At 69.7% G+C, this 18664-nt stretch carries 19 protein-coding genes; 10 read left to right on the top strand and 9 right to left on the bottom strand.

Annotated elements, in window-relative coordinates; all coding sequences use genetic code 11:
• Nucleotides 1-124: 124 nt before the first annotated feature.
• A complete protein-coding gene (locus ACIBO2_RS17275; RefSeq protein ID WP_397297832.1) occupies nucleotides 125-1000 on the bottom strand; it encodes an A/G-specific adenine glycosylase in 876 nt (291 codons plus the stop codon).
• Between the two features lie 78 nt (nucleotides 1001-1078).
• Here ACIBO2_RS17275 and ACIBO2_RS17270 point away from each other — a divergent pair, with 78 nt between their 5' ends.
• Nucleotides 1079-1774, top strand: a complete 696-nt coding sequence (locus ACIBO2_RS17270) for a hypothetical protein (protein WP_358533522.1) — start codon at nucleotides 1079-1081, stop codon at nucleotides 1772-1774.
• A 162-nt stretch (nucleotides 1775-1936) separates the two neighbouring features.
• Here ACIBO2_RS17270 and disA read toward each other — a convergent pair whose 3' ends face one another.
• The 5 genes from disA to ACIBO2_RS17245 all read right to left on the bottom strand — a co-directional run bounded on the left by disA (nucleotide 1937) and on the right by ACIBO2_RS17245 (nucleotide 6220).
• On the bottom strand, nucleotides 1937-3019 hold the full coding sequence (gene disA / locus ACIBO2_RS17265; protein ID WP_357938822.1) for a DNA integrity scanning diadenylate cyclase DisA: 1083 nt from the start codon (nucleotides 3017-3019) through the stop codon (nucleotides 1937-1939).
• Between the two features lie 41 nt (nucleotides 3020-3060).
• Complete coding sequence (gene radA, locus ACIBO2_RS17260) at nucleotides 3061-4479, bottom strand: DNA repair protein RadA (RefSeq protein WP_397297829.1); 1419 nt, start codon at nucleotides 4477-4479, stop codon at nucleotides 3061-3063.
• Nucleotides 4480-4592: 113 nt separating this feature from the next.
• Entirely contained in the window at nucleotides 4593-4898 is a 306-nt protein-coding gene (trxA, locus tag ACIBO2_RS17255; RefSeq protein ID WP_357653951.1) for a thioredoxin, read from the bottom strand.
• Nucleotides 4895-5269: a MerR family transcriptional regulator gene (locus ACIBO2_RS17250; protein WP_358533517.1), complete on the bottom strand. Its 375-nt coding sequence runs from the start codon at nucleotides 5267-5269 to the stop codon at nucleotides 4895-4897. Before ACIBO2_RS17250 ends, trxA begins: the two co-directional genes overlap by 4 nt.
• Before the next feature lie 252 nt (nucleotides 5270-5521).
• Complete coding sequence (locus ACIBO2_RS17245; RefSeq protein ID WP_397297826.1) at nucleotides 5522-6220, bottom strand: class I SAM-dependent methyltransferase; 699 nt, start codon at nucleotides 6218-6220, stop codon at nucleotides 5522-5524.
• Between the two features lie 55 nt (nucleotides 6221-6275).
• Here ACIBO2_RS17245 and ACIBO2_RS17240 point away from each other — a divergent pair, with 55 nt between their 5' ends.
• From ACIBO2_RS17240 to ACIBO2_RS17210, 7 genes are all read left to right on the top strand, one after another.
• Nucleotides 6276-7085: a sugar phosphate isomerase/epimerase gene (locus ACIBO2_RS17240; protein ID WP_357938832.1), complete on the top strand. Its 810-nt coding sequence runs from the start codon at nucleotides 6276-6278 to the stop codon at nucleotides 7083-7085.
• A gap of 11 nt (nucleotides 7086-7096) precedes the next feature.
• Nucleotides 7097-7846, top strand: a complete 750-nt coding sequence (locus tag ACIBO2_RS17235; protein ID WP_358533511.1) for a class I SAM-dependent methyltransferase — start codon at nucleotides 7097-7099, stop codon at nucleotides 7844-7846.
• A gap of 119 nt (nucleotides 7847-7965) precedes the next feature.
• Entirely contained in the window at nucleotides 7966-8550 is a 585-nt protein-coding gene (locus ACIBO2_RS17230; protein WP_358533509.1) for a TetR family transcriptional regulator, read from the top strand.
• Between the two features lie 115 nt (nucleotides 8551-8665).
• Nucleotides 8666-10765: a (Fe-S)-binding protein gene (locus ACIBO2_RS17225; protein WP_397297823.1), complete on the top strand. Its 2100-nt coding sequence runs from the start codon at nucleotides 8666-8668 to the stop codon at nucleotides 10763-10765.
• A 148-nt stretch (nucleotides 10766-10913) separates the two neighbouring features.
• Complete coding sequence (locus ACIBO2_RS17220) at nucleotides 10914-11711, top strand: hypothetical protein (RefSeq protein ID WP_358533507.1); 798 nt, start codon at nucleotides 10914-10916, stop codon at nucleotides 11709-11711.
• Entirely contained in the window at nucleotides 11708-12778 is a 1071-nt protein-coding gene (locus ACIBO2_RS17215; protein WP_358533504.1) for a glycosyltransferase, read from the top strand. Before ACIBO2_RS17220 ends, ACIBO2_RS17215 begins: the two co-directional genes overlap by 4 nt.
• 29 nt (nucleotides 12779-12807) lie before the next feature.
• On the top strand, nucleotides 12808-13089 hold the full coding sequence (locus ACIBO2_RS17210; RefSeq protein WP_080044376.1) for a metal-sensitive transcriptional regulator: 282 nt from the start codon (nucleotides 12808-12810) through the stop codon (nucleotides 13087-13089).
• A 484-nt stretch (nucleotides 13090-13573) separates the two neighbouring features.
• Here the strand turns inward: ACIBO2_RS17210 and ACIBO2_RS17205 are convergent, their stop codons facing one another.
• On the bottom strand, nucleotides 13574-15211 hold the full coding sequence (locus ACIBO2_RS17205; RefSeq protein ID WP_397297820.1) for a hypothetical protein: 1638 nt from the start codon (nucleotides 15209-15211) through the stop codon (nucleotides 13574-13576).
• A gap of 62 nt (nucleotides 15212-15273) precedes the next feature.
• On the opposite strand from ACIBO2_RS17205, the gene ACIBO2_RS17200 reads away from it, so the two are divergent.
• Entirely contained in the window at nucleotides 15274-16176 is a 903-nt protein-coding gene (locus tag ACIBO2_RS17200; RefSeq protein ID WP_358533498.1) for a hypothetical protein, read from the top strand.
• On the opposite strand, the gene ACIBO2_RS17195 is transcribed toward ACIBO2_RS17200, so the two are convergent.
• Nucleotides 16148-16669 carry a gamma carbonic anhydrase family protein gene (locus ACIBO2_RS17195; protein WP_357938848.1) on the bottom strand — a complete coding sequence of 174 codons (522 nt, stop codon included), beginning with the start codon at nucleotides 16667-16669 and terminating at the stop codon, nucleotides 16148-16150. The genes ACIBO2_RS17200 and ACIBO2_RS17195 overlap by 29 nt on opposite strands.
• 147 nt (nucleotides 16670-16816) lie before the next feature.
• Here ACIBO2_RS17195 and ACIBO2_RS17190 point away from each other — a divergent pair, with 147 nt between their 5' ends.
• Nucleotides 16817-17893, top strand: a complete 1077-nt coding sequence (locus tag ACIBO2_RS17190; RefSeq protein WP_358533495.1) for a hypothetical protein — start codon at nucleotides 16817-16819, stop codon at nucleotides 17891-17893.
• 413 nt (nucleotides 17894-18306) lie between these two features.
• Here ACIBO2_RS17190 and ACIBO2_RS17185 read toward each other — a convergent pair whose 3' ends face one another.
• Nucleotides 18307-18546, bottom strand: coding sequence for a hypothetical protein (locus ACIBO2_RS17185; protein ID WP_358533493.1), 240 nt, complete (start codon nucleotides 18544-18546; stop codon nucleotides 18307-18309).
• Nucleotides 18547-18664 lie beyond the last annotated feature (118 nt).

Here is an 18664-nt window from a genome sequence, read left to right as displayed (position 1 = left end):
CTGGACCGCACGCGGGCCCTATGCGCCCTGGTTCGTGGCGCCGATGGAACCGTTGCCAGAGGCGCGCCACCGTCTCGTGGTCCCGCGGTCCGATCCCCCCAGGCGGCGGGGCCGGATGGGCCGGTCAGGAGTGGGGCAGGCGGTAGGTGCCGTCGTCGAGGTGTTCGGCGAGGCCGTCCGTGATCAGGCCGTCCAGGGCGCGCTCCCGTTGCACCGGGTTGTCCCACACCACGTCGAGCGCCGCCTTGGGCACCGGGCCGTGGGCGGCGCGCAGTACGGCCAGCAGGCGGCCCCGGCACTGCCGGTCCGTCCCCGCGTACGTCTGACCCTTGCGAGCGGGCCCGGCATGCGGTGGTTTGCCGGCCAGGCGCCACGCGCACAGCTGGGCGATCGGGCAGTCGGCGCAGCGCGGCGTGCGAGCCGTACAGACCAGGGCGCCGAGCTCCATGACGGCCACGCCCCAGCGGGCGGCGCCGAGTTCGGGCAGGAGGGTCTCGGCCAGACGGCGCTCGGCGGCGGAGGTGGCCGTCGGCGGGTACTCCTCGGCCCGTACCGCCCTCGCGAACACGCGCCGGACGTTGGTGTCGAGGACCGCGTGCCGCCCGCCGTACGCGAAGCTGGCGACCGCGGCGGCGGTGTACTCACCGATGCCGGGCAGCGCCAGCAGGGTCGCGTGGTCTGACGGCACCTCGCCGCCGTGCTCCTCGGTGATGGCCTTAGCGCACGCGTGCAGCCGCAACGCCCGGCGCGGGTAGCCGAGCCTGCCCCAGTGGCGTACGGCCTCGCCGGGGAGCTCGGCCGCCAGGGCCTTCGGGGTGGGCCAGCGGTCCATCCACTCGTGCCAGATGGGCAGGACGCGGACGACCGGGGTCTGCTGCAGCATGATCTCGCTGACGAGCACACCCCAGGGTGTCGCGTCGGGGGTACGCCACGGGAGGTCTCGGGCGTTGTCCTCGTACCACTCCAGAACGGGGACGTGTAGGAGGTTCGGCTCAACCACGCGCCCTAGGCTATGCCGAGATGGCGACCAGCGGCGTGTCGTCACCCTCCGTGGCCAATGGATTACCATGCTGTGAGTATGGATCCGGATACGATGGGTGACGGCAGCGGAGACGTCTACTGGCGACGGCGCATGAGCGTGCTGGTAGCGGTTCTCGTCGTGGTGGCGGTTGTCGCTTGGGCGTGTTCCAGCGGGGGGAGTGGGCCGCAGCGTTCCTCCAGCGCGCAGACCTCCACGAGCGCGTCGCCCTCGACGGATCCGCTGCTCGACGGCCTGCGCACCCTCACCATGGGCACGGCCACCCCCACGGCGTCGGTGTCGGTGTCGCCCGCACCCAGCCCCAGCAAGGTCACGCTCACGCCCATGACCCGGCCCAAGCGGCCTGGCGAGCCCTGCACCGAGGCCGACCTGGTGCTCAGCATGCAGGGCAAGCAGGACGTCTACGCGGCGGGCGCCCAGCCCAGCTTCCTCATCAGCCTGGTCAACACCGGCCCCGTCATGTGCTTGGCCGATGTGGGTCCGCGCTCCATGGAGGTGCGCATCACCTCCGGGGAGGATCGGATCTGGTCGACCTCCGACTGTGTGAGTGGTGAGGCGACCGAGATCAAGCAGTTGCAGCGCGGGGTTCCGTGGGTGCGCTCGCTCGACTGGAACCGGCGCCGCTCCAGCAGCGACTGCCGTACGGACCCGCCGGCCGCCCTGCCGGGGACCTACGTGGCCGTGGTGCGCATGGGCAAGCTCAAAAGCCAGATGGGCGTCTTCCACCTCCGCTGAGGAGTGCCCCACCGAGCACGGCCGCACGGGGATCGCTCCAGACGCGTCAGACGTACGGACGTTGCGCTGCGGGCGTGTGGGACATACGGGCGTTGCGTTCTGGACGCGTCTGATGTACGGGCGTTGCGTTCCGGGCGCGTCTGATGTCGTGCGCCGGGCGTGTCAGACGTAGCGCTCGAGGATGGAGGATTCCGCGAGGCGGGAGAGGCCCTCGCGGACGCTGCGTGCCCGGGACTCGCCGACGCCGCCCACCGCCTGGAGGTCGTCGATGCTGGCCGCCAGCAGCTTCTGCAGCCCGCCGAAGTGGTTGACCAGCCGATCGACCACGGTGGCGGGCAGGCGGGGCACCTTGGCCAGGAGGCGGAACCCGCGCGGGCTGACCGGGCTGTCGAGCGTCTCGTCGCCGCTGTGTCCCAGCACGTGGGCGACCGTCGAGAGGTCGAGCAGCTCCTCGCCCGAGAGCTGGTCGAGGTCGTGCATGGCCTCCGCGAGGCGCCGGTGTCGGCGGCCGGCGGGGGCCGGGAGGTAGTCGCGGACGACCAGCTCGCGCTCGGAGTCGACGCCCGCCACCAGCTCGTCGAGCTGCAGCGACAGGAGCCGACCGTCGGTGCCGAGCTCGACCACGTAGCCCTTGATCTCGTCGGAGATGCGCCTGACCATCTCCAGGCGCTGGGCGACGGCGGCCACGTCACGGACCGTCACCAGGTCTTCGATCTCCAGGGCCGACAGCGTGCCGGAGACCTCGTCGAGGCGGTGCTTGTAGCGTTCGAGCGTGGCGAGGGCCTGGTTGGCCTTCGACAGGATGGCCGCCGACTCCTCCAGCACGTAGCGGATGCCGTCGAGGTAGAGGGCGATGATCCGCATCGACTTGCTGATCGCGATGATCGGCAGGCCGGTCTGGCGGGCGACCCGCTGCGCGGTGCGGTGGCGGGTGCCCGACTCGTCGGTCGGGATGCCGGGGTCGGGCACCAGGTGCACGGCGGCGCGGACGATCCGCTGGCCGTTGCCCACGACGATCGCGCCGTCCATCTTGGCCAGCTCGCGCAGCCGCGTGGCGGAGAACTCGACGTCGAGCTCGAATCCGCCGCTGGACACCTCTTCGACCACTTTGTTGTAGCCGAGCACGATCAGGCCGCCGGTCTGACCGCGCAGGATCCGCTCCAAGCCGTCGCGCAGTGGTGTGCCCGGGGCCACGGAGGCCAGGGCTTCGCGACGGCGGTCGTCGAGACTCCTGTCGTTTGGCACCTGACCCCCGTGTCGAAATAGTCAAGCCAAGCTTAGCCGCGCTATGTGACGTGCGTGAGTGCGTCCCAGACGTTCTCCACCTCGACCACCTCGAAGCCCGCCGCGAACGCCACTGGTCCGACGGGCACCAGTGACCGCTGCCCATCCCGTTGCCCGTTGCGGCGGCCGGTGCCTTGATCAAGGGAGCCGGCGGGCACCAGCCCGCGCTTGAACCCCAGCCTGGCGGCCTCGCTCAGCCGTCGCCGGACGTCCTTCACCGGGCGCAACTCGCCGGACAGCCCCACCTCACCCATGGCCACCAGACCGGCCGGCAGCGGCTTGTCACCGGCCGCGCTGGCCACCGCCAGCATCACCGACAGATCGATGGCCGGGTCGGACAGCTTGATGCCGCCGACGGTCGCGGTGAACACGTCGCAGCCCCCCAGCTTGGCGTTGAGCCGGCGTTCGAGGACGGCCAGGATCATCTGCACCCGATAGGTGTCGAGCCCCGAGGAGCTGCGTCTGGGCTGCTGCGCCTCGGTGCGGGCGACCAGGGCCTGCACCTCGGCCGGCAGCGGCCGGGTGCCCTCGACCGTGACCGTCACGCAGGTGCCCGGCACCGGCTGGCTGCGCCGCGAGACGAACAGCCCGCTCGGGTCGGTGATGCCCTCGATGCCGCGCTCGTGCAGGTCGAAGCAGCCGACCTCCTCGGTGGGGCCGAACCGGTTCTTGATCGCGCGGACCATCCGCAGCCGGGAGTGGCGGTCGCCCTCGAAGTTGAGCACGACGTCGACCAGGTGCTCAAGGGTGCGCGGACCGGCGATCGAGCCTTCCTTGGTGACGTGGCCGACGAGCACGGTGGCCATGTTGCGCTCCTTGGCCAGCCGTACGAGATTGGCGGCCACCTCACGCACCTGCGTCACCCCGCCCGGCACGCCGGTGGCCTGCGCGGAGCCGACCGTCTGCACCGAGTCGACGACCAGCAGCTTGGGCTGGACCTTGTCGACGTGCGCGACCAGCGCCGACAGCTCGGTCTCCGCCGCGAGATAGAGGTGGTCGCGGATGGCGCCGATGCGGTCGGCCCGCAAGCGGACCTGGGCCGCCGACTCCTCGCCCGTGACGTACAGCACGGTGTCGCGCTCGGCGATCCGGGCGGCCGCTTCGAGCAGCAGCGTCGACTTGCCGATGCCGGGCTCGCCGGCCAGCAGCACCACCGCCCCGGGCACCAGCCCACCGCCGAGCACCCGGTCGAGCTCGCTCACCCCGGTCGTGCGCGCGGCCGCCATCTCGGCCTTGACCTGGCCGATCGGTATCGCCGGCGCGGTCGTCGCGCCGGCCTGGACGACGTGCACCCCGGCGCGCGCGCCGTCTTCATCGACCGTGCCCCACGCCTGGCACTCGCCGCACCGGCCCACCCACTTCGTGGTGCGCCACCCGCACTCGGCGCAGCGGTATCCGGGCTTCTGCGCAGACTTGACCATGCGGAGCAGGCTAGCGGGCCGCGCCGACAATCTTCACGAGGTACGGGCGGTCTTTCACTAGGTGCGGGCGGTCCCTCGCCAAGCGCGGGCGGCCCTTCACCAGGTGCGGGCGGTCAGGCCAGGCCCAGTTCGGCCTCGATCATGCGCTTCGGCTTGGCCCCGACGACCTGCTTGACCGGCTGCCCGTTCTCGAACAGCAGCATCGTGGGCAGGCCCATGACGCCGTAGCGGGCCGAGATCTCAGGGTTCTCATCGCTGTTGAGCTTGCCGATGGTCAGACCGTGCTCGGCCTCGATCTCCGCGAGTACGGGGGCGACCATGCGGCATGGTCCGCACCATTCGGCCCAGAAGTCGACGAGCACCGGCTGGTCGCTCTTGAGGACCTTCTCCTCGAAGTTCGCGGTGTTCAGCTCGATCATTTCTCTCCTCTAAGAACGCAACCAGGGCACGCCGCGCCCAACTGGGCGGCGACCTCGGCGCGGCGGGCGAGCAGGACGCGGATCTCGTCGTCGATCTGGGCCAGCTTGCGATGATAGACGGCGACCGACTCGCTGCAGGAGCCGCCCGTGCTGTGGCCGGAGCGCAGGCAGTCGACGAAGGGCCGCGTGTCCTCCAGCGTGAATCCCACGGACAGCAGCGCCCGGATCTCGGACACCAGCTTGATGTCCTCCTCCGCGTAGTCGCGGTAGCCGTTGGAACCGCGTCTGGCCGTGAGCAGGCCGTGCTCCTCGTAGTAGCGGAGTGATCGGGTGCTCACCCCGGTCCGTTCGGCCAGCTCTCCGATGCGCATGCCTCCACGGTAAACGTTGACACTGACGTCAATGTCAAGCGGTCTTGGTGCGGTGGCCCCCAGGTGGGTTCGTCACACGACCGCCCTGGTCCCTGTGGCGGTCTGTGGTGGTTGGTGTCCTTTTGGAGGGATACCCCCTCCGGGGGAGCGGAAGCGGGCGGCCGGTGGTGGCTGAGGTCCCTGGGGGAGGGACGCCCCCTCCGGGGAGCGGAAGGACGGGCACCCGGCGGAGGTTCGTGGGCGCCGCACTGATCAGTACGAGCGCCAGCGCAGCACGTTCGGGTAGGGCAGTTCGAGGCCGGGTGTCTCCGCGATCGCCTGGGCGGCCACCTCGGGGGTGAACTCGATGCGTAGCACCGCCTCCAGGTCGGCGCGGCGGGAGAAGGCCATCCGTAGGTCGAGTGGCTGCCGCTGCCACCCGTGGCGGTCCCAGAAGGACTCCACCGCTCTGGCGGAGTAGGTGGGCACCGTGCGCTGGAACCACCTGCCGAAGGCCCCACGGGTGGCGTCCAGGTCGATGACGAAGGCCGTGCCGCCCCGCCGTACGACCCTGGAGAGCTCCCGTAAGCCGGGCTCGCAGCCGGGGCCGAAGAAGTAGGCCCACCGCGCCACCGCGACGTCCACGGACGCCTCGGGCAGCGGCAGGGCCTGCGCGGTGGCGGCGTGGATCTCGACGGAGGGGAGCGTGGCGCAGCGGCGGCGGGCGAGCGCGACCAGGTCGCCGTGGGGCTCGACGCCGATCACCTTCGCCGCCTCGGCCGCGAAGACCGGTAGGTGGTAGCCGGTGCCGCAGCCGATGTCGAGCACCGTGGCGCCGTCCCAGGAGCGCAGGGCGCGCATCGCCGCGTTGGCGGCGCCGTCAGGGTCGACGGCGCGATTCTCCAGCTCGTAGACCTGGGGAGAGTTCCAGATGTTGGGGCTGGGGAGGGCGCCTTTGGCGATCCGTGGCATGGTCCAACCGTAGGGCTCGCGCGCCAGATCGGCGTCACCGGCTTAGGCTGGCAACGTGGCTGACGTCATCCGAGTGCCCAGTGCGAAGATCGCATTGTCCACCGCTTCGGTATATCCAGAACGCACCCCCGACGCGTTCGAGCTGGCCGCGCGCCTGGGTTACGACGGGGTCGAGATCATGGTCGGCGCCGATCCCGTGAGCCAGGACATCGACGTGATCGAGCGGCTCTCGGAGCATTACGAACTCCCCGTGCTGGCCATCCACGCCCCCTGTCTGCTCGTCACGCAGCGCGTCTGGGGCCGCGATCCCTGGGCCAAGCTGGTCAAGGCCCAGAAGGCGGCCGAACGATTGGGCGCCTCGACGGTCGTGGTGCATCCACCGTTTCGCTGGCAGCGCGAATACGCGCGCGACTTCGAGGCCGGGCTGGCCCGCATGCGTGAGGAGACCGGGGTCACGTTCGCGGTGGAGAACATGTTCCCGCTCAAGGCCAGGGGCAACGACGTGGTCCCCTACTCGCCCGACTGGAACCCGACCGACTACGACTTCCCGCACGTCACGCTCGACCTGTCGCACACGGCCGTCTCGGGCACCGACGCCATGGAGATGGCCACCAAGCTCGGCGACCGTCTCGCGCATCTGCACCTGGCCGACGGCCTCGGTGTGACGAACAAGGACGAGCACCTCGTACCCGGCCGGGGCAACCAGCCGTGCGCGCCCATGCTGGAACGGCTGGCCAAGTCCGGCTACGGCGGTCTGGTCGTGCTGGAGATCAACACCCGCAAGGCGGCCAGCCGTACGGAGCGGATCGACGATCTGGCCGAGGCCCTCGCCTTCGCCCGCCTCTACCTGGCAGCCGCCCGATGAGCGTCGGACCGATGAGGAAACTGGGCAAGGTGTTCGACAGCGTCGCCGACGCCTACGACGCGGCCCGGCCGACATACCCGGACGAGATGTACCACGCGCTGTCGGAGGTGTCCGGCGTCGAGTTCGCTGGTGCGATGGCGGTCGACGTGGGCGCCGGCACCGGCATCCTGACGCGCGCGCTGCGGGCCCGGGGCTCACGGGTGATCGCGGTGGACGCGGGCGCGGAGATGCTGGCCCGCCTGCACTCGAAGGTCGAGGACGGCGGCACGGTCGCGGTGCTGGCCGATGGCAACGCGCTGCCGCTGACGGACGGGGTGGCCGATCTGGTGACCTACGCCCAGTCCTGGCACTGGCTCGACCCGGTGGTCTCGATCGCCGAGGCCAGGCGGGTGCTGCGGCCCGAAGGGGCCATCGTGGGCTGCTGGAACTTCGCCCACGCCGCCCAGGCCGACTGGCTGGCCGCCTATGAGGTACGTCTGGCGGAGGCGTGCCCGACCTACTGGGGCCAGGCGCTGGAGGAGTGGTCCGTGCCGCCCATCGCCGCCGCCCTGGACGTGGTCGAGGAGCGCTGGATCGCCTGGACCAGGCTGATCGGCATCGAGGACTTCCTGCTGGATCTCCGCTCGCATTCCTACATGGCGGCGCTGTCCCCGGAGGCCGCCGACGAACTCGTCGCGCGCCAGCGGACGGAGCTGCGCAAGGTCTTCGCAGAGGGCGTCATGCACGTGCCGATGCGCGTCTATCTGGTGGTCGGCAGGTGACCACCGAGCCGGCGAGGGAGCGCCGTCGTCTGGAGGAGGAGCGTCGGGAGCGAAGCGACCAGGGCGACGGGGGAAGACGGCGGCGTGAGGCGACCGAGCCCGCCGAGCGGAGCGAGGCAATGAACACAGCGAAGCGTCGACCGGGTAGGCGGCCGGGGGCGGCGGATACGCGGGGGGAGATTCTCGCCGCGGCCCGGCGGGTCTTCGCTGAGAAGGGGTTCGACAAGGCGACCGTGCGCGGCATCGCCAGGGAGGCCAAGGTCGATCCCGCTCTGGTGCACCACTACTTCGACACCAAGGAAGGCATGTTCGCGGCGGCGATGCGGCTGCCGGTCAGTCCCGAACAGGTCGTGCCGGTGCTGCTCGACGGGCCGCGCGAGGAGATCGGGGAGCGGCTCGTCCGGCTGCTCCTGACGGTGACGGCTCAGCCTGAGACGCGTGAGCCGATGATCGCGCTGATCCGGTCGGCCATGACGAACCAGCAGGCTGAAATGATGTTCCGGGAGTTCATCACCAACGCCCTGCTCTTCCGGGTCGCCGACCGGCTCGAGGTGCCGCCCCTGCGGATCGAGGCCGCCTTCGGGCAGATCTTCGGCGTCGTCATGGGCCGTTACGTGCTCAAGCTGGAGCCGCTGGCGAGCGCCGATCCCGAGGAACTGGTCGAACTACTGGCCCCGACGATACAGCGCTACTTGACGGGGTAGAGCATTGTTCTGGGCGCGCCACCGGTCATAAGGTTACCAGTCGGTAGGATTCCGGAAGTGCCTGGCCGGTGACGTAACCGTACGCTGGCAGCCAACATCGTCAGTGGGAGGTCCCGTGCTCTGGGTGGCCATCATCGGGCTCGTCATGACCGTCCTGGCGGTCGCCGTGGCGGGCCGCAGGACCCTGTTCCTGTACAAACTCGCCACAGTGGGCCCGCCCGCGCCCGAACGGATCGAGTACGCGAAGACGCACGCGGCCGATGAGCTGAAGGCTCAGCTGGTGGAGGTGTTCGGGCAGAAGAAGCTGCTCAAGTGGACACCGTCCGGCGTGGCGCACTTCTTCGTGATGTGGGCGTTCTTCATCCTGCTGACCGTCTACATCGAGGCGTACGGCGCCATCATCCAGGGCGCGATCACCGGTGAGCCCGACTTCCACATCCCGCTCATCGGCACCTGGGCGGTGCTCGGCTTCCTGCAGGACTTCATCGCGGTGGCCTGCCTGCTCGGCCTGATCACCTTCGCCGCCATCCGGATCAAGAACTCCCCCAAGACGCTCGGCCGCAAATCCCGCTTCTCCGGCTCCCACCTCGGGGGCGCCTGGCTCGTCCTGTTCATGATCTTCAACATCATCTGGACGCTGTTCCTGGCCCGTGGCGCGGCGGCGGCCAACGGCAACTTCCCCTACTCCTCGGGCGCCTTCGCGTCGCTGGCACTGGGCAAGATCCTGCCGGCCAGCTCGCTGCTGGAGGAGATCGCGCTGCTCCTGCACATCGGCTTCATGCTGGTGTTCCTGGTCATCGTGGTGCACAGCAAGCATCTGCACATCTTCACGGCGCCGCTGAACGTGCTGTTCTCCCGCCGCCCCGACGGCCTGGGCGGCGCGCCCGAGCTGCGCGTCGACGGCAAGCCCGTGGACTTCGAGGACGAGGACCTGGACCCGGAGCGGCTCGGCCGGGGCAAGATCGGCGACACCACCTGGAAGGGCTTCCTCGACTTCTACAGCTGCACCGAGTGCGGCCGCTGCCAGTCGCAGTGCCCCGCGTGGAACACCGACAAGCCGCTGTCGCCGAAGATGCTCATCCTCGACCAGCGCGACCACGCCTTCAAGGTGGCCCCCTACCTGATGGCCGCCTCCACCGAGCACGCCGACACCGACGTACTGGCGCTGCTGAACAAGCCGCTGGTCGGCGAGGAGGGCGTGATTCACCCGGACGTCTTGTGGTCCTGTACGAACTGCGGCGCCTGCGTCGAGCAGTGCCCGGTCGACATCGAGCACATCGACCACATTCTCGACATGCGCCGCTACCAGGTGATGGTGGAGTCGTCGTTCCCGTCGGAGGCGGGGGTGATGGTCAAGAACCTGGAGAACAAGGGCAACCCCTGGGGCATGTCCGAGATGAAGCGGGCCGACTGGATCTCCGAGCTCGACTTCGAGGTCGAGCTGGTCGAGGACAAGATGCCCGAGGACGCCGAATACCTGTTCTGGGTCGGCTGCGCGGGCGCGCTGGAAGACCGGGCCAAGAAGACCACCAAGGCGGTCGCGGAGCTGCTGCACATCGCGGGCGTGAAGTTCGCCGTGCTCGGCCCGATGGAGGCGTGCACCGGCGACCCGGCCCGCCGCCTGGGCATGGAATACCTGTTCAACATGCTCGCCCAGCAGAACATCGAGACGCTCAACGAGGCGGGCGTCAAGAAGATCGTCGCCACCTGCCCCCACTGCTTCAACACCCTGGCCAACGAATATCCGCAGCTCGGCGGCACCTACGAGGTCGTACACCACACGCAACTGCTGGCCAAGCTGGTCGACGAGGGCCTTCTCACCCCGATCACGCCGATCGAGGAGAAGATCACCTACCACGACCCCTGCTTCCTCGGCCGTCACAACAAGGTCTACTCCCAGCCCCGCGACATCATGTCGAAGGTGCCCGGTGTGCAGACTCAGGAGATGCACCGGCACAAGGACCGCGGTTTCTGCTGCGGCGCCGGCGGTGCCCGGATGTGGATGGAAGAGCGCATCGGCAAGCGCATCAACACCGAGCGGGTCGACGAGGCGCTGACCACGAATCCTGACACCGTCTCCACCGCCTGCCCGTTCTGCATGGTGATGCTCGGCGACGCCATCAACGAGAAGAAGAACACCGGCGAGGCGAAGGAGTCCCTCGAGGTCGTGGACGTGGCCCAGCTCCTGATCAAATCGGTTAAAAGCGGCTCCTGACGGGGGAATGTCGGACTCCTCTACAGCGCTTGTAGAGGAGTTCCGCACGTCAGGGGGCCCAAGTGGCGGAAAACTGCCATCCACATAACGGGAAAATCACGGTAACCTCAACGTCGCATGGCTTCATTCGACGGGGAGGGGGCTCGTGATGCGCGTCGTCGTCACAGACGCGGAAGTCACGCTCGCCGACGTGCTCTCCCTGCGACTCGCGATCGAGGAGCCGCTGAGGGAAGGCACAGAGCTCGTGCTCAGGCACCGTACGACGGGGGTCGAGCGGGACGTGTTGCTCGGTACACCGGGGGCCAGGACGCGGGAGGCCAGCCTGGCGGTGTCGCTGGCGCCGCTGATGCTCAGCCCCGGCCGCTGGGACGCCTACCTGCGCCGCGACGGCAAACGTTCGCGGCTGCGCAGCATCGACCCGGGCTTCTCGCTCGACCACCTCGACGCCTACGCCCTGTGCAAGCGGACTCTCGCCTATCGCTCCTATCGCACCCGTAACGGGTTCCTGGCGCTGAAGATCGCCGACGCCGAGCCGGCGGCGGAGGTGCGCTCGATCTGGTTCAGAGAGGGCCGGTTCGAGGTGATGGGCCTGCTCGCCTACACCGGCCTGGAGGACGACGACTCGCGCCACGAGGCCAGGCTGGCGCTCCAGCGCGAGCAGCCCGCCGGTACGACCATCCGCACGGTGGCCACCGTGCAGGGGGTGCGCTTCCACGCCGCCTTCTCCCTGGTCGACGTCGTCGAGGCCGATCCGGAGTCCTCGGGCGTCTGGGAGCCGTCACTGGAGGTCGAAGGGGTGTCGACGCCCATGGCTCTGGGCGCTCGGCTCGACGACATCGACGGCAAGCGTCGCCGGCTGCACTACCCGTCCGCCAGGGTGGACGGGGTGGCCGTCCGACCCGCCTACACCGCCGAGGACGAGCTGCGGATCGAGGTGGGCCGGTGAAGGTCAGCATCGTCGTCTCGTCCGCGTACTCCATGCGCGGCGAGGTGCGCTCCACCCTCAACCTCGCCACCGCCCTTGCCGACCGCCAGCATGACGTCGAGGTGATCAGCCTCAGGCGGCACAAGGACAAGCCGTTCTTCCCCGTCAGCCCGAAGGTGGCTCTGCGCCCCGTGGTCGACGTCCGGCCCGGCGTCAGGCACCTGCTGCCGAGGGGACAGGTACGCACCGAGGTGGCGCTCTGGCGGGTGCTGCGCGGCCTCAAGACCGATGTCCTCATCACCACCCGGCCGGGGTTGAGCGTCCAGGCGGCCAGGCACGCGCCACGGGAGACGCTGAAGCTCGCCAGGGAGTGGACGAACCCGGCGATACCCGGACCCGTCAAACGCTTCTATCCGCGTCTCGACGCGGTCGTCACAGCCACGGAGAGCGCGCAGGAGGAGTGGGGCAGCCTGCTGGGTGAGGGGACGCCCGTACACGCCGTACCGGACGCCCTGCCCGACGGCCCGTGGCCGCGCTCGCGGATGGACAACCGCATCGTCGCGGCGGGCGGCAGCTGGGAGCCCGTCAAGGCGTACGACAGGCTGATCCGGGCGTTCGCCACCATCGCCGACAAGCGGCCGGACTGGCAGCTGCGACTGTACGGCGGTGGCCCCGAGGAGCGGCGGCTGCGCGCTCTCGTCCGCGAACTCGACCTGCACAATCACGTCTATTTCATGGGCGTCACTCCGGACCTGGCGGGCGAGTTCGCCAAGGCGTCGATCGTGGCCAACACTTCGAGCACCGCCGATCTCGGCATGACCGTGCTGGAGGCCATGGGCTGCGGGGTGCCGGTGGTGGCCTTCGACGGCGCCAGGGGGCCTAACGAGTTCGTGGCCACCGGCTACAACGGGGTGCTGGTGCCGTCGGCCGACGGCGGTCTGGAGATGTTCGCGGCCGCGCTGCTCGCGCTGATCGACGACGAGCGCCGGCGCCGCTCGCTCGCGGCGGGCGCGCTGGAGACGGCCATCCGGCACGAGGCGACTGGAGTGGGCGAACAGTGGGAGAAACTGATCAGCGACCTCCGCTGAGCGATTCCGCTTCCGGGTACCTTAGGAGCATGCATGGGTACAGCGGAGACAAGCAGGCATATCTGACGCGGCTCAGGCGCATCGAGGGGCAGATCAGGGGCCTGCAGCGCATGGTCGACGATGATGCCTACTGCATCGATGTGCTGACCCAGGTGTCCGCGGCGACGCGGGCGTTGCAGGCGGTGGCTCTCGGGCTGCTTGAGGAGCACATCTCGCACTGCGTGGCCGACGCCATCAACACCGGCGGGCCCGAGGCGGAGGCGAAAGTCAAAGAGGCGTCAGCGGCGATCGCGCGTCTCGTCCGTTCGTAGGAGACGGCGGGCTCAACTGACTAGTCATGTTGTGCCGTGGTGAACCATCCCCAAAAACGACCGTCCCGGACCCCGCGGGATCCGGGACTAGGTCATTAGTGATGGTCTTCAGCGGCTCGCCGAAGTCCGCAATCCGAGCGCGTCGTCGAGCTCGTCCAAGGTCAGCCGCCGCTCGCTGATAGCGACGGCGGTGAGCACCTCGGCGTAGAGCGCAATCTCGTCCAACGCGACACGGTCGTGGACCCGAGAGTCCAGGTCGTCGTGCCCCACCGCGTCGTCCTTCCTTCCGCAGCCCACACCCTCTACGAGGTTACGGCGGGGGCCCTTCCGGCGACATGGCCCATCGGAGTCATTCCTTTCAACGCCCCCTGGGCCCCACGGGGATCATTTCCCCAATCCGAGATCACAATTCAGCTAATGGAGCGTTGCCTCAAGTCTTAGAACGATATAGGCGGGGTTAGGGTGAAATATCGGTATTAGTGGTTTAGAAGGGCAAGTCATCGCGTTCGGGGATCAAGCGGTGGACGAGCGCCGCCGCTCCCGCGAACCCGCGCTCCGGCACCCGCGCCCCCGTGACCCGGCCCCACGCCAGCCCGACGGCGTACGCGGCCCCCAGCACGGCCGCCGCGGCCGCCCGATCGGGCGGCTCGACGCCGGACCCTGACGCCCGCGGCCCCTCCCGCACGGGCCGCTCCGCCTCAGACGCCCGCGGCACACCGAAGCCCTGCGCCCCCTGCGCGCCGTGTGTGCCCGTTCCAGGGAGCGCATGGGCCCCTGTCTCGGGCATGGCGTGCGCGCCCGTTCCTGGCAGGGCGTGGGCTCCCGTCTCGGGTACGGCGTGTGCGCCCGTTCTGGGGAGAGCGTGGGCTCCCGTCTCGGGCATGGCATGGGCGCCCATACTTGGCAGGGCGTGCGCCCCTGTCTCGGGTACGGCGTGCGCGCCCGTCCTCGGTACAGCCGCGTAGGCGCCCGTCTCCGGCGGCCCGGCGCGCCACGGATAGGGCAACGGCGCCTGCGTGGGGAAACCCTCGGGCTGGGTGGTCTCCGCCGCCGAGGTGCTCGTCAGCCCCGCCCGGGCGAGCTCCTCGTACGCCCGCCGCAACCGATGGTCCAGGAACCCGGGAAGCAGCCCCCGCGAGTCGGAGAGGTCCGCCAGGAAGGCCGCCGCCGCCCGGGACGGCTCGGTGGTGAAATCCAGCGCCTCCAGCAGGTCGTAGACCGTGTGGCGGAAGTGCGTCTCGGGGTCGGTCTCCACCAGCGCCGCCCGGCCCAGCCGCTCCGGCAGCCGGTCGAGCCACGCCTGCCGTACCGCGTGGTCGTCGCGCAGGGCCGCGCGGTCGTCGAGGTGCGGCTGCCGGAGCGTGGGCTCCACCATCGTGAGCAGCGCCAGCGCGCGCGGCCTGAAGCGGGGGTCGGACAGCAGGATCTGGGCCGTGTCGGCCATCGTGGCGGCCAGCCGGAGCGCGGCGCGGGAGTGCCCGGCGCGCAGCCGCTCGGAGACGAGCGTGACGAGGTCGAGCAGCGGTGGCGCGGGCAGCCAGCGCACCCACTCGTCACCGGGCAGCGGCCGCCGCAGGTATTCGCCGAAGGCCGTGATGAGCCGCTCGTTGCCGTCGAAGGCGGGCGCGTACGCGCACCACATGATCGTGCCCCAGATCGCGGCGACCGTGCTCGGCACGTCTCTGGCGAAGATCGCGTCGAAGGCGCTCAACGGATAGTCGCGCTCCGACCGGCGTTCCTCGGCCCGCAGCAGCCGCCGGATCTGATCGGTGAGCCCGGCGGGCACGTCAGGGCCGACGAACGCCTGCGTGGAGCCCGGCTCGGCGGCGAAGTCCGGCCCTCGGGGGATCACCCGGACGGGCAGCACCGCGGCGGGGTGCCGGGCGTCGCGCGTACGCGCGTCTCTGGGCGGCGGCGACAGGTGCCAGCGGCCGTCGGCGGGGTCGTGCAGGTACCAGCGCGCGTACGCCCCGAACAGCCACCGGTCCCCTTCGGGCGTCACGAGGGCTCTGGTCGCTATCACCTGGGCGCGATCGGGCACGGGGAGCCCCGGCCAGCGCGGGTCGGCGACCATCGCGCGGACCGTCGCCTCGACGGCGGTGAACGCATTCCAGGACCGCACGGCGGCCATCGTACTGGTCCGATCTGAATCAACAACGGGCTTTACCCGGCAGAATGTCCGCTATGAGGGCAACGCTAGTAGGGGTTCTGTCGGTCGTGGGTGTGCTCGCCGGGTGCGGTACGGCCACCTCGGTGCAGCCGTCCCCCACCGGCCCCGGCGTCCTGACCCTGAAGGAGGCCTTACCCCCCAAGCCCGGCGGAGAGGTGGGCTCGGCGTCGGACGAGTTCGACACCGCCAAGAATCTGTCGGTGTGGAGCAAGCTGAGCGACACCGAAAAGGACCTCGATCGGATCGCCAAACTCGATATCAGTACGACCACCAAGGGCTCGCTGTACTTGGAGCCCAAGGTTTCCGCCTGGTTCGACGGCTTCCGGGGCCCGTTCGTCTACCAGGAGCTCGCCGGGAACATCGTCATGCACGCGCGGCTCAAGGTCGAGGGCAAGAAGGGCGCCACGCCCACGCGGAAGTTCTCGCTCGGCGGCCTGATGGCCAGGGTGCCCAATTCGTCCGGGAGCGCGAACTGGCTGTCGTTGACCACCGGCACGGCCGACACGAGCGGCCAACTGGAGATGACGTACACCAGGAACGGAAGTTCCGCGCCGAAGGAGGTCAAGGTCAAGTCCGGCTGGGTGGAGCTCGTCCTGGCCAGGGTCGGGACCGCCGCGGTGGCCCTGTACAAGGAGGACGGTGGTGCCTGGAAGGTCGGCCAGCGGTGGCCGGCGGAGCTGCCCGAGGTGCTGCAGTGGGGCATGACCGCCTACACCGACTGGAACAGCTACAACGCCCTCAAGAAGGACGCCGCCAAGGGCAACGCCCAGCAGGTCAAGGGCATCCCCGATGTCAAGATGACCGTTGATTTCGTCCGGTTCCTCCGGCCTGAGCTGCCCGACTACGCGGACGCGCTCAACACCGCCTCGGTGCCGGACGACGTCCTGATCAAAGTGCTGACGCCGTCCGGTGCCTGAGCGCCTTGGCCTGGTAGTTGTCCGGCGTGCGGGCGAAGCTCGCCCGGTCGTCGTCGGTGAGCTCGCGCACGATCTTCCCCGGCACCCCGGCGACCAGCACCCCGGCCGGGATCTTCTTGCCCGGACCGATCAGGGCGCCGGCCGCGACCAGGGTGCCCGCGCCGACGCGGGCCCCGCCGAGCACGATGGCGCCGATGCCGATCAGCGCACCGGCCTCGACATGGGCGCCGTGCACCATGGCTTTGTGGCCGAGACTGACCCGGTGCTCCAGGACCGCCGGCTCGCCTGGGTCAGAATGGAGGCAACACAGATCCTGTACGTTGCACTCCTCGCCGATCTCTATCCGCTCGTCGTCACCCCGGAGAACGGAGCCGTACCAGATGCTGGACGCCCGGCCCACCCGAACCCTGCCCACCACGACGGCGCCTGGCGCGATGTACGCCTCGGGATGAATGTCCGGGACTGCTCCGTTGTCCAATGCTGCGATGTACACCCGTCACATCGTAATTCCCGGCCCAGGTCTGGTGTTCCGGTTGCGGACGTGGGCAGATGGCAGGAAAGTCGATTCCTGACGTCTCGCCGCCAGACCCTTACAAGCCGCCGGTTTCCCCCGCCTCACGCAAACCCTTAGGTAACCCCCATGACAAACCAGCACGAGAGCATTCCCGATCTGATGCAAGAGGACACCTTCGAAGTCGTGATGCGCGGCTACAACCGCCGTCAGGTGCACGACTACATGATCCGTACCCGTAACCAAGTCCGAGATCTGGAAGAGCGACTGGCGCGGGCGATCGACCAGGCCGAACAAGGCCGTGTCGAGCTGGCGGAGGCCAGGCGGCGCATGGTGGAGGCGCCGCAGAGCTACGAGGACCTCAGCCCCAGGCTGGCGCAGATCCTCCGGCTGGGCGAGGAGGAGGCCGCCGCCAAGAAGGAGGACGCGGAGGCCGAGGCCGTCAGCGTGCGTGACGCCGCCAAGTCGGAGGCCGACCGGCTGGTCTCTTCGGCACGTGAGACGTCGGACAACATGCTCACCTCCGCTCAGTCGGAGGCGGAGCGGCGCGTGGGCGAGGCGACGGCGGCCGCCGAGCGCATGCTGGCCCAGGCGGGTGCCGACGCCGAGGAGAAGCTGACCAGCGCCCGTACCGAAGCCGAGGACACCCTGCGCGAGGCGCGGGCCGAGGCCGACAGCGTGCTCACCTCGGCCAAGCAGGAGGCCGAGCAGCTTGTCGGGTCCGCGAGCGCGGAGGCCGAGCGGACGCTCGCGAGCGCTCGCGCCGAGGCCGAGTCGACGCTGGCGTCGGCGCAGCAGCGGGCCGACTCGCTCGACGAGAACGCGGGGCGTCGCGTCGAATACCTGAGCAACACGCACACGGAGGTCGTACGGAGGCTGACCGAGATCAGCTCCGTGCTGGGTGACCTCATGCAGACCGAGGGCAAGGCGGGCCCGCTCGTCATCGAGCCGCCCACCGCGCCCGAGCCCGCCGCTCTGGAGGTCGCTCCGCAGGAGGACGACCCTGAGGCGACCCACCAGGTCGACCAGGTGCAGGAGTTCCAGGAGGTCCAGGAGCCGGAGCACGTGCCGACGCCGACTCCGCAGGATGAGGTGCGGGTCATCGTCGAGGACAACCCGGCCGAGCGGACGGCGGAGGTCGAGCGACCCGTCTCCGACGACACGGACGTCGACATCATCGGCCGCCTCTCGGACGTCCGCCGCTAGCCGGTGCTGGTGGGTTGACCACGGTCCGTCACGCGACCGTCTCGATCGGTGTGACGGCCCGTGGTGGCTGGGGCCCCATTGTGGGATACCCCCTTCGGGGGAGGGGAAGAGGCCGGTCTGTTGTGGCTGGCGTCCCTTTGGGGGTGCCCCCTTCGGGGGGGAAGAAGACGATCTGGGATCCCTACGGGGAGCAGTAGAACGGATGCCCGGCGAACTCGAAGGGCCCCGCCCGATGTGGCGGGACCCTTTTCACGTCCCACGGGCGGAAGCCCCCGCCCCCGATCGGGTCGGAGGCTTCCGCGATCGTGGCCCCTATGGGGGCCCGGTGCCGGGGCCGCCGAGTCGCTGGACCCGGCACCGGGCTGCTCGCGAGCGTCCGCGGCGCACCGCTGGAGCGGTCCGTCGCGACGCTGTCATGGAGGCGCGGGACCGGCTCGCGGCTCATGCTCGTCGGCCCTGCTCTCCTGGTCCCGGAGTTGCTCGCGCAGGCTCTCCGGGTCGTCGGCGTCGATGGTCATCGCACACCCGGCCTCGCGCTGCGCGGAGCTGAGCGGGTGATGTCGCGTGGCCCACCAACGGCCGGCGTCACTCCGCCAGATGGTCCACAGTGCGAACTCCCGGGCGATGTCGGCTAGATGCCGATCAAAGGACATCTGATCATCCCTCCGGGACCCGCGCAGGTTCCATCTCCTTGAAGCCTGCGTCACATCTCTAGAGAAGGCAATGATCGCAAGGGACAGGTCAACCTATCGCTTGACATTTCTGCTTGAC

It is taken from the genome of Nonomuraea sp. NPDC050022 (genome assembly GCF_044460705.1).
Classification (GTDB): domain Bacteria; phylum Actinomycetota; class Actinomycetes; order Streptosporangiales; family Streptosporangiaceae; genus Nonomuraea.
The sequence above is the reverse complement of the archived record's forward strand: the minus strand, read 5'-3'. Positions and strand labels throughout refer to the sequence as shown.